Origin of the sequence: Clostridium lapidicellarium, from assembly GCF_041224415.1 — a bacterium.
In the GTDB taxonomy this organism is placed as follows: Bacteria; Bacillota; Clostridia; order Clostridiales; family Clostridiaceae; genus Clostridium_B; species Clostridium_B lapidicellarium.
Genome location: NZ_JBGFFE010000026.1, coordinates 30,278 through 42,285 on the forward strand (window position 1 = coordinate 30,278; position 12,008 = coordinate 42,285).

The 12,008-nt window shown below is 35.7% G+C and carries 13 protein-coding genes; 8 read left to right on the forward strand and 5 right to left on the reverse strand.

Annotation, left to right across the window (positions count from 1 at the left end; all coding sequences use genetic code 11):
- Positions 1-20: 20 nt before the first annotated feature.
- Positions 21-449 (reverse strand): transcriptional regulator PerR, encoded by a 429-nt coding sequence (gene perR, locus AB8S09_RS13740; protein WP_294184608.1) that lies wholly within the window; start codon positions 447-449, stop codon positions 21-23.
- A gap of 184 nt (positions 450-633) precedes the next feature.
- Between perR and cobC the strand changes: the two genes are divergently transcribed.
- From cobC to AB8S09_RS13770, 6 genes are all read left to right on the forward strand, one after another.
- Positions 634-1,227 (forward strand): alpha-ribazole phosphatase, encoded by a 594-nt coding sequence (cobC, locus tag AB8S09_RS13745; protein ID WP_294184885.1) that lies wholly within the window; start codon positions 634-636, stop codon positions 1,225-1,227.
- Between the two features lie 45 nt (positions 1,228-1,272).
- Entirely contained in the window at positions 1,273-2,028 is a 756-nt protein-coding gene (gene cobS / locus AB8S09_RS13750) for an adenosylcobinamide-GDP ribazoletransferase (protein WP_294184887.1), read from the forward strand.
- Between the two features lie 39 nt (positions 2,029-2,067).
- Entirely contained in the window at positions 2,068-2,616 is a 549-nt protein-coding gene (gene cobU / locus AB8S09_RS13755; RefSeq protein ID WP_294184889.1) for a bifunctional adenosylcobinamide kinase/adenosylcobinamide-phosphate guanylyltransferase, read from the forward strand.
- Positions 2,617-2,695: 79 nt separating this feature from the next.
- Entirely contained in the window at positions 2,696-3,691 is a 996-nt protein-coding gene (locus tag AB8S09_RS13760; protein WP_369869329.1) for an FAD:protein FMN transferase, read from the forward strand.
- A gap of 84 nt (positions 3,692-3,775) precedes the next feature.
- The gene (locus AB8S09_RS13765; RefSeq protein ID WP_294184893.1) at positions 3,776-3,970 is read left to right on the forward strand and encodes a DUF1858 domain-containing protein; all 195 of its coding nucleotides are present in this window, start codon (positions 3,776-3,778) and stop codon (positions 3,968-3,970) included.
- Between the two features lie 40 nt (positions 3,971-4,010).
- A complete protein-coding gene (locus AB8S09_RS13770; RefSeq protein WP_294184896.1) occupies positions 4,011-4,226 on the forward strand; it encodes a DUF1858 domain-containing protein in 216 nt (71 codons plus the stop codon).
- A gap of 42 nt (positions 4,227-4,268) precedes the next feature.
- On the opposite strand, the gene AB8S09_RS13775 is transcribed toward AB8S09_RS13770, so the two are convergent.
- The gene (locus AB8S09_RS13775; protein WP_294184898.1) at positions 4,269-5,177 is read right to left on the reverse strand and encodes a cation diffusion facilitator family transporter; all 909 of its coding nucleotides are present in this window, start codon (positions 5,175-5,177) and stop codon (positions 4,269-4,271) included.
- Positions 5,178-5,594: 417 nt separating this feature from the next.
- Between AB8S09_RS13775 and nifJ the strand changes: the two genes are divergently transcribed.
- A complete protein-coding gene (gene nifJ, locus AB8S09_RS13780; RefSeq protein WP_294184900.1) occupies positions 5,595-9,122 on the forward strand; it encodes a pyruvate:ferredoxin (flavodoxin) oxidoreductase in 3,528 nt (1,175 codons plus the stop codon).
- A gap of 64 nt (positions 9,123-9,186) precedes the next feature.
- Here the strand turns inward: nifJ and AB8S09_RS13785 are convergent, their stop codons facing one another.
- The 3 genes from AB8S09_RS13785 to AB8S09_RS13795 all read right to left on the reverse strand — a co-directional run bounded on the left by AB8S09_RS13785 (position 9,187) and on the right by AB8S09_RS13795 (position 11,103).
- Positions 9,187-9,348, reverse strand: a complete 162-nt coding sequence (locus AB8S09_RS13785; RefSeq protein WP_294184903.1) for a CDIF630_02480 family spore surface protein — start codon at positions 9,346-9,348, stop codon at positions 9,187-9,189.
- A gap of 131 nt (positions 9,349-9,479) precedes the next feature.
- The gene (locus AB8S09_RS13790; RefSeq protein ID WP_294184904.1) at positions 9,480-10,124 is read right to left on the reverse strand and encodes an undecaprenyl diphosphate synthase family protein; all 645 of its coding nucleotides are present in this window, start codon (positions 10,122-10,124) and stop codon (positions 9,480-9,482) included.
- 130 nt (positions 10,125-10,254) lie between these two features.
- Complete coding sequence (locus AB8S09_RS13795) at positions 10,255-11,103, reverse strand: YitT family protein (RefSeq protein WP_294184906.1); 849 nt, start codon at positions 11,101-11,103, stop codon at positions 10,255-10,257.
- Between the two features lie 348 nt (positions 11,104-11,451).
- Here AB8S09_RS13795 and greA point away from each other — a divergent pair, with 348 nt between their 5' ends.
- Positions 11,452-11,916 carry a transcription elongation factor GreA gene (gene greA / locus AB8S09_RS13800; RefSeq protein WP_294184908.1) on the forward strand — a complete coding sequence of 155 codons (465 nt, stop codon included), beginning with the start codon at positions 11,452-11,454 and terminating at the stop codon, positions 11,914-11,916.
- The last annotated feature ends 92 nt before the right edge of the window (positions 11,917-12,008 follow it).

Below are 12,008 nucleotides of genomic sequence, written 5' to 3' on the forward strand. Positions count from 1 at the left end.
AATTGGAGCTGTCATCATTTTTATTTGGTCTTCTTCATTTTTTCCTGGCAATCTTTACATATACCATAGAAATAAACTTGATTACTCAGTACCTTATAGTCAACGTAATCTTTGACTTTGTCATTTAAATCTGTAAAGCAAATTCCCTCTATGTCATCCACTCTTCCACACCTTATACATTGGATGTGAGAATGTGGATGAACGTTTCCATCGTATCTAAAATTTCCCTCTCCCACGTTGATCTCCTGTATTAGATTAACTTCAACCAGAGTCTTTAGAGCTTTATACACCGTTGCCAAACTCATAGTGGGATAATCTGCTTGTAAAGCTTTGTATATCGTCTCAGCTGATGGATGTTCTTTAGTAGATTGTAAATATTTATATACTGCAATACGTTGAGGAGTTAGCTTTAATTTTTTATTTCTGAAAATATTAGTTAAATTATCCATAGACACCACCCTTATTATATAATCAATTATAACTATATAATAAAAATTATTACTTGTCAAAAACAATTTTATAGTAATTATTTTAATATATAGAAATAAATTGTATATTTATGACCTTCGATTTGTATATTTTATTTTAATGCTATATAATAAAAGCATTGATTGTGTAAAGGAATAGGTTTGTATGAATATTTATTTTGTAAGACATGGACAGACAAATGAAAATAACAATAAATACTATTATGGGAAACTGGATGTATGTTTAAATGAAAAGGGTTTAAACCAGGCTAAAAAAGCAGCTGATTTTTTAAGACATGTTAAATTTGACAATGTCTATGTAAGTGAGAGGAAGAGGACTTCTGAAACGGCTCATATAATTTTAGGACATGATTTTGAAAAAGTCAATATAGACAGTAGGATAAATGAAATGGACTTTGGAAAATTTGAAGGCAAGAACTATAAACAGATAAAGAAAATGTATCCAAGCCAGTGGAATAGATGGTGCAGTGACTGGAAAAATGAATCACCGCCGGAAGGCGAAAGTTACATGAAATTTTATTCGAGAGTACATGAATTTATGGATGACATTTTAAAATTAAATGAGGAGAATATTCTTGTGGTCACCCACGGAGGCGTGGTGCGATCTGTTTACTGTTATGTATTAAGTGGGAATCTAGATTTTTTCTGGAAATTTGCTTCCAGAAATGGAGATATTACGCTGATAAAATATGAATATGGTAATTTGTATATAGACAGCATAACTCATGTAGATGCTTGATTATACTGCCTGTTTCAGCGGCTTTAAAGTATTAGGGGGGATTTTATGGGGGAGTTTGTAAATGATTTTCTTTTGATGGTTCAGTTTTTAACGAGAATTCCAGTAAACAAGAATTTGCACTGTGAAAAGGAAAATTTCAGAAAAGCATCTATTTTCATGCCTGTTATAGGCCTTATAGTTGGAGGAATACAGTGGATACTGTACAAATTAGCCGTGCTTGTATTGCCGGTAAATGTTTCCGTGGCCATTGCAATGCTTTTGGGTATAATGGTAACTGGTGCACTGCATATAGATGGCCTTGGAGACATGTGCGACGGTTTTTTTGCGTTTAAAGGCAATGACAGGATAATTGAGATAATAAAGGACAGCAGAATAGGAAGTTATGCCTGTGTTACAATAGTTATGGATTTACTTTTAAAGTACAGCCTGCTTTGTTTTATAGTCCCCAGGTTTTCTCTTGCAATGATAGCGGCACCTGTTATAGGAAGGTTTTCTATAGTCTTTATAGCTTTTATAGGGAAAACGGCCAAAAGTACGGGATCGGGCAATCTTTTTATAGGCAATATAGGAAAACTTCAGCTTTTTATCACTGTGTGCATAACTGCGCTTCTTTTAATCTTTATAGTTGGTCTAAATCCGGAATATACAGCTGCATTACTGCTGGCTTCCCTTATTCTAGCGTCTGTTTTTAATTTATATTGTAATAGAAAAATAGGAGGTCTCACCGGTGATCTGTTCGGCGCGGATAATGAAATGGCAGAGATAATTACAATGCTTATAATATCTGTAATTATTCGTTGAATAGATGTCCTGTGATATTTGCTTGGAGGGTACGAATATATGGGTAAGATAATTTTAATAACGGGAGGAAGCAGAAGTGGCAAGAGCACTTTTGCTGAAAAGCTCTTGAAAGAAAAGAAAAAAGTTCTCTATATTGCAACAGCTGTAGTTACGGATGAAGAGATGAAGCTCAGAATAAAAAAACATAAATCCAGAAGAGATCCGGGCTGGATAACTTATGAAGGATATAATTCACTGGGTGATGTGATAAGAAAAAGCGAATGTCAGTACATAATGCTGGAGTGTATAGGTACCATGATAACCAATATGATCTTTGAGAAAAATATTAATATGGACAAAATAGACAGCCAGGGAATAGAGAGATTGGAAAATTATATTATAGGTGAAGTTAAAGATATAATTTCCGCGGCAAACGAAAGTTCTAAATGTGTTTTGATTGTGACTAACGAGGTTGGCTTGAGTTTAGTTCCAGAGTATAAACTGGGCAGGGTATTTTCGGACATTTTGGGAAAGTCGAACCAAATCATAGCCAAGTATAGTGATACAGTTTATCTGACTGTCTGTGGTTTGCCATTGAAATTGAAGTGATTAAAATTCGATAAAGGAGTTAAATTAAGTGAAGATCAAAAAGAATAGAATAGCTATTTTTTTAATTGCAATAATATGTATGATTCCATTGTATTCCTGTGATAATGCTGATTCAGAACCGTTGTCAAAAACAGAATATATGCTGGGTACTATATGTACGATAACTGTGTATGACCATAAATCTGATGCAGTTCTGGGCAAGGCTTTTTCTAGAATAAAGGAAATTGAAAATAAAATGAGTGTGAATAAATCGGGTACGGAAGTAGATGGTGTGGGAGATGCGGCGGGAAAGAAGTTTGTCAAAGTGTCTCCGGATACTTTTTATGTCCTTAAAAAAGGCAAATATTACTCACAACAGTCCTCGGGAGTTTTCGACATAACTATTGGACCTTTGGTAAAATTGTGGGGCATAGGTACGGATCATGCGAGAGTTCCCTCCATTCAGGAAATTGATGAGAAAAAATCATTGGTTAATTATAGAGATCTTAAGCTTGATGAAAAGGGTAAAAGGGCTATGCTCATGAAACCAGGTATGTCATTGGATTTAGGAGGCATTGCAAAAGGATATGCGGCAGATGAGGCAGGGAGAGTGCTGAAGGAAGAAGGAGTCCAGCATGCCATTGTGGACTTGGGCGGAAATGTTCTGACTATAAATGATTCTCCTGATGGAAGACCGTGGAATATAGGTGTGCAGGATCCTTTCAAGGCAAGAGGAAATTCGATTGGAACTGTAAGTGTAACTAATAAGACAGTAGTTACCTCTGGTATATATGAAAGATATTTTGAAAAAAATGGAAAAAAATATCATCACATATTAAATCCGTTTACAGGCTATCCTATGAATAATGATTTGGCCAGTGTAACTTTGGTTACAGATATTTCTGTAAATGCTGATGCCATGACAAAAAATATATTTTATCTTGGCTTGGATAAAGGCGCAAAATATGTAAAGAATATAAAAGGGCTGGATGCCATATTCGTAACTAAAGACAAAAAAGTGTATGTTACGGAAGGATTGAAAAATAATTTTAAAATTACTGATTCAGGTTTTAAATTAATTCATAATATCAAATAAATGTTTTTAGAAAGCTTGATGTAAAATGATTTTAGTATTAAAATTATTTTATATTATTGTATAATATAAAGTGAGGTATGAAATATGTCTGAGATAACCAAGGATATGACGATAGGTGAAATAATTAGATTGCATCCAAGGCATGTGGAAACATTGATGGCATTTGGAATGGGATGTGTAGCTTGCGGTGCGGCCCAGGGAGAGACACTGGAGGAAGCGGCTATGGTACATGGAATAGATGTTGACAATTTATTGAGAGCATTAAATGTATTGGATTAAACTGAATGTTTAATAAAAAAGTTAAAGAGAGGTTGATATTATGGCTAAAATTACTAAGGACATGACAATAGGCGATGTAGTTAAAATGAATCCTGCATATGCCGAAGTACTTATGGAAGACTTTGGAATGGGATGCATAGGTTGTCCTGCATCATTGGCTGAAACAGTAGAAGAAGCAGCTATGGTACATGGAATAAATGTAAGAAAGCTGGTCAAGGCATTAAATAAAGCAGAAGCAGAATTAAGCAATTCTTAGATTTAAATAATTTTACAAAAATAGATAGGAATTATCATATTCCTATCTATTTTTGCATTTTGATTTATTTGGAAGTCCACAATTTGCACAATCGTCGTTGCAGGATTCCAAATGAATCATCACTTCTGTATTTTTAAGGGATTTTCTCATTTCCTTTTCTATATCATCGCATATATCATGAGCCTTTTTTATATGCATATTTCCGGGGAATACCAAATGAAGATCCACATATCTTTCATTTCCAGATTTCCTGGTTCTCAATTTGTGAAAACCACAGTATCCAGGATTGTATTTGGATATGGTGTCAGTTATAATTGAAATTTCACTGTCTGATAGTTTTACATCTACCAGAGGGTTGAAAGCAGATTTCAAAAGATTTGCAGCTTCCTTTAAAATAAAAAAAGCTATGAATATAGCTACCAGTGGATCTAAAAAGTGAAGACCGGTAATCCATATTAAAAACAATCCTAAACCAACTCCTGCGGAAGAATACACATCTGTCCTGAGGTGAAGAGCATCTGCTTTCAGAGCCATGGAATCATTTTTTTCTGCCACTTTGTGTAATTTGCTGGATACCAAAAAGTTTATGGCTGCTGATAAAAACATAATCAAAAATCCTAGAGTGGAGGAATTTACCTCTTGTCCACTGATTAGTCTTTTTAAAGCCTCCGTTATTATGATAATGGAAGCTGCGAAAATTAATACTGCCTCCAGCACACCGGATACATCTTCAAATTTTCCATGACCATAGGGATGTTCTTTATCCGCAGGCCTGGATGATATTTTGACAGAAAAAAAAGATATTATGGATGCAGCCAAATCCATGGTGGAATGTATGGCTTCAGATAGAATACTTACTGAACCTGTAAATATTCCAACTATTAATTTCATGATTATTAAACTGCTGTTGGAAATTATGGAAAGCGAAGCAGTTTTTACTCTTTCATCCATTTTAAACATCTCCTAAAATTCAATAATTATCAAATGATAATTAAGCATCTTTACTATAATAGGCTAAAATATTGTACAAGTCAATAGAAAAACGTAGATAATATATATTATCAATTGATAAAGAGAATCGATCTTAAAATTTTCATATTATCCGATAATCTGATTTTATTATCTATTATATGTATATATGTAAAAGACGATTGAATGTGATTATTTGGAAAATCCAATATTTTTGAAATATTTATGTATGAGAACTGTTATATTTCAAATAATAAATTAAGGAGGATATAACTTTCTGCCATGAGATTGATGAAAATGACATGAAAAATGTCGGTGGAGAGAATTTGCAGAGCCTTTTAGACTCTACGAATATTATACATATCTATCTGTAAATAATAAAGGAGGATGACAAGTTTTATGGTTAAGAATATGAAGACTATGGATGGAAATCAGGCTGCAGCCTATGCTTCTTATGCATTTACTGAAGTAGCTGCCATATATCCTATTACTCCATCTACTCCCATGGCCGAGGCTGTTGATGAATGGTCTGCCCATGGGAAAGAGAATATTTTCGGTCAGACTGTAAAAGTGGCCGAAATGCAATCGGAAGCAGGAGCGGCAGGTGCCGTACACGGTTCTCTGGCGGCAGGGGCGTTGACTACCACTTATACTGCTTCTCAGGGGCTTTTGCTCATGATACCCAATATGTACAAAATAGCAGGGGAACGGTTACCCGGAGTATTTCACGTAAGTGCCAGAGCGGTTGCCACCCATGCACTTTCCATTTTCGGAGACCACCAGGATGTAATGGCCTGCAGGCAGACGGGATTTGCACTTTTGGCATCTTCTAATGTACAGGAGGCTATGGATCTGGGATTTGTTGCACATTTAAGTGCCATAGAATCCAAAGTGCCTTTTTTACATTTCTTTGATGGTTTTAGAACTTCCCATGAATATCAGAAAATAGATGTTATGGACTATGAGGATATAAAACCGCTGGTGAATTACAAGGCGATACAGGAGTTTAGAGACAGAGCCTTAAATCCTGAACATCCCACAATCAAGGGAACTGCACAAAATCCCGACATATATTTTCAAAGCAGAGAGGTTTCCAATAAGTTTTATATGAAAGTTCCCGAAATTGTTGAGAAATACATGGTGGGGATAAACAGGATAACGGGGAAAAACTATAAGCCCTTTGAGTATTATGGTCATGAAAATGCCAAATGTGTGATTGTGGCTATGGGTTCCGTATGTGACACTATTGATGAAACGGTGGATTATCTGATGAAAAAAGGCAGGGAAGTCGGATGTGTGAAAGTACATCTTTACAGGCCTTTTTCAAAAAAATATTTTTTGGATGTGTTGCCCCGCACTGTCAAAAAAATATCAGTTTTGGATAGAACCAAGGAACCGGGCTCTATTGGGGAACCGCTTTATTTGGATATATGCAAGGTGTTCTATGGTGAGCAGAATGCGCCTTTAATATTGGGAGGAAGGTATGGACTTGGTTCCAAGGATACTACCCCTTCACAAATACTGTCTGTGTTTGAAAATATGAGGGAAAAAGCACCTAAGGAAAGATTTACTATAGGTATAGTGGATGATCTGACCAATACTTCATTGAAAAATTATGGTACTATAGAGACTACACCTCAGGGAACTATAAGTTGCAAATTTTGGGGTCTCGGTTCTGACGGCACTGTGGGAGCCAACAAATCTGCCGTAAAGATCATAGGTGACAATACAGATCTCTATGCCCAGGCCTATTTTTCCTATGACAGTAAAAAATCAGGGGGAACTACCATTTCACATCTGAGATTTGGTAAAGAACCTATCAAATCACCGTATCTTGTAAGTAGTGCAGACTATATAGCCTGTCATAATAAATCTTTTCTGAATAATTATGATATATTAAAGGGTTTGAAAAAGGGAGGAACTTTTGTATTGAACTGTCCCTGGAAACCGGAGGAATTGGATGAAAAACTTCCTGCTTCCATGAAAAAGTACATTTCTCAAAATGATATAAATTTTTATATTGTGGATGCTATTAAAATTGCTAGGGGAATTGGACTTGGCGGGAGAATAAATATGGTTATGCAGGCGGCATTTTTTAAACTGGCCAATGTTATACCAATTGAGAATGCCATTGGATATCTGAAAGAATCCATAGAAAAGACTTATGGCCGTAAGGGCAGGAATATAGTTGAAATGAATGACAGGGCTGTAGATGAAGGACTTAGATCTGTTGTAAAGGTGGAAGTCCCTGGAAAATGGAAAGACGCTGCAGAGGAAAAAGGTACGGCAGAAGAAGATGAACCGGATTTTGTAAAAAACATTCAAAGGCCTATGGAGAGAAATGAAGGGGATAATTTACCTGTAAGTTCTTTCTTGAATATGCCTGACGGAATTTATCCTGTTGGGACTTCAGCTTATGAAAAGAGAGGTATAGCCGTAACCATCCCTGAATGGCAGATTGACAAGTGTATACAGTGTAATCAGTGTGCTTTTGTGTGTCCTCATGCTACCATAAGGGCCTTCCTTTTGGATGAGGATGAAGTTGAAAATTCTCCAGAGAGTTTCAAAAGTAAAAAAGCTTTGGGAAAGGGGCTGGAAAAGTTTAATTTCCGTATACAGGTAAGCCCTATGGACTGCACCGGTTGTGGAAATTGTGCCGACGTATGTCCGGCTCCGGGAAAAGCTCTTGTGATGAAACCTCTGGAAGAAAAGGTGGAATTTGAATCGATAAACTGGGATTATGCAGTTGGTATAACTCCAAAAGAGGATGTTATCGGCAGAAATACCTTGAAGGGCAGTCAGTTTGTAAGACCTCTCCTTGAGTTTAACGGAGCTTGCCCTGGATGCGGTGAAACTCCCTATATAAGACTTCTAACTCAGCTTTTTGGAGAGAGGATGATGATTGCAAATGCCACGGGATGTTCTTCAATATGGGGGGCAAGTGCGCCGTCTATGGCCTACACTAAGAATTTAAATGGAAAGGGTCCCTCCTGGGGGAATTCGCTGTTTGAGGACAATGCGGAATATGGCTATGGTATGTTTTTGGCTGTGAGACAAATGAGGGAAAAACTTAAGCTCCTTATGACCTCATATTTAAAAGATTGTAAATATGCTGATGTAAAAGAGGCTTTCAGCGAATGGCTGAACACTATGGAAGATGGAAGTCTGTCTAAAATTTCATCAAAAAAAGTGATAGAAGCCATTGAGTCCCATGATTATAACAGGGATCCTTTGCTGAAGGAGATAATTGATAAGAAGGATTATCTTGTAAAAAAATCTCAATGGATTATAGGCGGTGACGGATGGGCATATGATATAGGCTTTGGAGGCGTGGATCATGTGCTGGCTTCCGGAGAGGATGTGAATATGTTTGTAATGGATACAGAAGTGTATTCCAATACAGGAGGACAGTCGTCAAAGGCAACTCAAACCGGTGCTGTGGCGAAGTTTGCGGCTTCAGGAAAGTCTCTCAAGAAAAAGGATCTGGGGCTTATGGTGATGAGTTATGGTTATGTATATATAGCACAAATATCTATGGGTGCGAATATGAACCACGCTCTGAAAGCCATAACGGAAGCTGAAAATTATAGAGGACCGTCTTTGATAATAGCTTATGCACCCTGTATAAATCATGGTATAAAAACCGGTATGGGAACAAGTATAGCTGAGGAGAAAAAAGCAGTGGAATCCGGCTACTGGCATTTGTACAGATTTAATCCTCTGCTTAAACTTGAAAACAAAAATCCATTTATCTTGGATTCCAGACCGCCTAAATTATCTTTCAGAGATTATTTAGAAGGGGAAATAAGATTTTCATCTCTTAAAAATACATTCCCTGAAAGAGTGGATAAATTATTTAAGCTGTCAGAAAAAAATGCCATGGACAGATATGACATATATAAAAAATTATCTCAAATAAAGTACTGATTAAATAACTGCGGATGGCTTAACTTAAGCCATCCGCAGTTATTTAATCTATATTTTTGAAGCTTTATTTTTCATTGGTATCCACCCATTTTTTGGAACTTTCAGCCGCATTTTCATCTGGCATGGGCACTTTAGAAACCGGTTTGGTTTTAGCTATATTTGCCCAGGAGGCAGTTTCATGGTTTTCTATAATTTTTTTTCTATGACTTTTTTTATTTTTTGACATCTTCATTCACCTCCATTTTAGTATTTTCGAAAGAGGCATATTATATGAGTGAAAAGTTTTTCTAATTACAGCCAACAATTGCAGTTTTGGAAAAACTGAAAAATTGTGGAATAAAAATATATCAGACATATTTATCCCCCGAGAGTTATATCCTGATTGCTGTACCATTCAAGGGCATTCATGAGATGTTCAGTTTTGAAATCAGGCCAATAATCGTCTATTGTATAGAAATCCGAATATACTGACTGAACGGGTAAAAAACCACTGAGCCTTCTTCTACCGCCCCAACGTATTATAAGGTCCACTCTTGATACGTCGCGGGAATTTAACCTTGAGACAATGGAATTTCTATTTGTGGTCTGAAGATATCCCGATTTCCCCAAGTCCCATTCCCAGCCATAATTTACTAAAAAGTTGAGCCTCATTCCACCGCTGCCTAAGTCTTTTCTGGTGGTGTAGGGCAGAAGAGCTTTTGGAAACATATTTGAGTGAGTGTTTCCCAGCACCAGCAGAGAGACATTTTCTTTGGAAAGCATTTTCACAGCTTTTATACATGCTTCAGTGAAGGCTTTTCTCTGGATTTGCGGTCTCTTGGTGTTATCTGTAGTAAAACCATAATAAGTTAGCTCTTTTATCCCAAGTTTTTCGCACAATTTAAATAATTTCATGCCAGGGGATAAACCAAAAATATAACCTTTTTCCTTGCTCAATTTATGTTTTACAGCCCAACGCCTGTTTCCATCTGGAATTATACCTATGTGATTTGGTAATTTCATGTACATATCCCCTTTGTATTTGTTACTGTTTTAAATTATAGCCATTAATTTTGGTTAATATTCTTAAAAAGTGTAAAAATAAATAAAAGGATATCCTAAAGGCTATTTATTGCCTTTTGGAATATCCTCCTTATATTGTGTTGCTGAAGCCCTCTCCTAAGACTTCGTTTATGTCATTTACGGTGATGAAAGCTCTGTTATCCAATTTTTTTATATATTCCTTTAATTTTAACAGCTGTTTTCTGTTTAGAATAGTGATTATAACTTCTTTTTTGTCTTCCCTGTAGGCGCCTTTAGCATAATAAATTGTTGCACTTCTTTCAAGTTCATTTATGATAAAATCCTGTATGCTTTTTCCACTATTACTTATTATGGAAACCTGTTTGTAAGAATTTAAACTTATTATGACTTTATCTATTATGGTGGAGTTCAATATCACTCCGAGTATTGCGTATAGGCCTTTGTTTACTCCGAGCACTATAGTTGCGATTATGGTAACAGTGATATCGGCTATCAGCACAGATTTACCTATACTTATTTTTGTATATTTATTTATTATTTTTGCAATTATGTCTGTACCTCCGGTGGAAGCCCCTGTATTGAATACTATGCCCATTCCCATTCCACATATCAATATGCCAAATATAAGTTGTACCAAAATATCGCTGCTAAAGGGTTTTATATGCGGATATATTTTTTCTAATAGAAGTATTAGTGCAGATATGAAAAAACTGCAAAATATGGTCTTCCCGCCAAATACGGGACCTATTATTATGACTCCTAAAGTAAATAATATGACTTCCATTCCCATCATTAATAGTCCTATGGGAAGGTTTGGGAACACGGCATTTATAATTATGGCAATTCCGCTTGTACCACCAGCAGCGATGTGATTTGGAGCCAAAAAAAAATAGGTCCCAAAGGCTACAAGAAATGTTCCAGTCAGCATAAAAAGAGCTTTTTTAAGATTTATTTTCATAGATGGCCTCCTTTCATTTTATAGTTACCTGTTCTTAAATTTATTCATTAAAAAAAGCATATAAAAACCCAAGTAAATGTTCTCTCAGATTCATATGCTCTCATACATACAAAAATTACAAATTTATTGTGTGTATGTCTTTTAAATACTCCATAATTTTATTATATACTGACAAATATTGTGATGTCAATATGTTCTCATAGTTATTTTCAATGATTTCTGTAATTTGTGTTTTCTTCCTTTGGCTTGTATTATTCAATTGGTAATATTATAATAAATAAGTAGAATGAATAAGAATATGAAAGGCAATGGACCTGTAAAAAATTTAGAATAGTAGGTGAATTATTTATGCAGGATATAATTTTGACAGAATCAGGGAAAAAGAAACTTGAAAAGGAACTGGAATATTTGAAGACTGTTAAAAGAGTGGAGATAAAAGCTGCTTTAAAATCTGCCCGTGCACAGGGAGATCTTAGTGAAAATGCCGATTACAGTGCGGCTAAAGAGGATCAGTCATTGACTGAGACCAGGATACAGGAACTGGAGGAGCGGCTTAAGAATGCTGTGATAATAGAGAGCTCAAAGGATGAAGATGTATTTGATATAAATAAAACGGCAGAAGTAAAGTTTTGTGATGTAGATGAAGTTGAACATATTACTCTTGTAAGTTCGGTAGAATCAGATGTTAAGAAGATGAAGATAAGCATAGACTCACCGCTAGGTAAAACTTTATTTAGAATGAAAGTAGGTCAGAGGTCAACTGTTGAGTCGCCGGATGGAAATTATGATGTAGAAGTGGAAAAGATTCTATAAATATTTCGCTGGATATTTTATCTGGCGAAATATTTTTGTAAGAGAATTTAGAGTTTCCCCAAAATAAATTATTTCAAATATACCTAGACCTA

Coding starts and splice junctions, on each gene's coding strand:
- AB8S09_RS13790 (WP_294184904.1), bottom strand. CDS start 10,124: ATGAAATTACCAAATCACATAGGTATAATTCCAGATGGAAACAGGCGT.
- AB8S09_RS13785 (WP_294184903.1), bottom strand. CDS start 9,348: ATGTCAAAAAATAAAAAAAGTCATAGAAAAAAAATTATAGAAAACCAT.
- perR (WP_294184608.1), bottom strand. CDS start 449: ATGGATAATTTAACTAATATTTTCAGAAATAAAAAATTAAAGCTAACT.
- cobC (WP_294184885.1), top strand. CDS start 634: ATGAATATTTATTTTGTAAGACATGGACAGACAAATGAAAATAACAAT.
- AB8S09_RS13770 (WP_294184896.1), top strand. CDS start 4,011: ATGGCTAAAATTACTAAGGACATGACAATAGGCGATGTAGTTAAAATG.
- AB8S09_RS13765 (WP_294184893.1), top strand. CDS start 3,776: ATGTCTGAGATAACCAAGGATATGACGATAGGTGAAATAATTAGATTG.
- AB8S09_RS13760 (WP_369869329.1), top strand. CDS start 2,696: ATGATTCCATTGTATTCCTGTGATAATGCTGATTCAGAACCGTTGTCA.
- AB8S09_RS13795 (WP_294184906.1), bottom strand. CDS start 11,103: ATGAAAATAAATCTTAAAAAAGCTCTTTTTATGCTGACTGGAACATTT.
- cobU (WP_294184889.1), top strand. CDS start 2,068: ATGGGTAAGATAATTTTAATAACGGGAGGAAGCAGAAGTGGCAAGAGC.
- nifJ (WP_294184900.1), top strand. CDS start 5,595: ATGGTTAAGAATATGAAGACTATGGATGGAAATCAGGCTGCAGCCTAT.
- cobS (WP_294184887.1), top strand. CDS start 1,273: ATGGGGGAGTTTGTAAATGATTTTCTTTTGATGGTTCAGTTTTTAACG.
- AB8S09_RS13775 (WP_294184898.1), bottom strand. CDS start 5,177: ATGGATGAAAGAGTAAAAACTGCTTCGCTTTCCATAATTTCCAACAGC.
- greA (WP_294184908.1), top strand. CDS start 11,452: ATGCAGGATATAATTTTGACAGAATCAGGGAAAAAGAAACTTGAAAAG.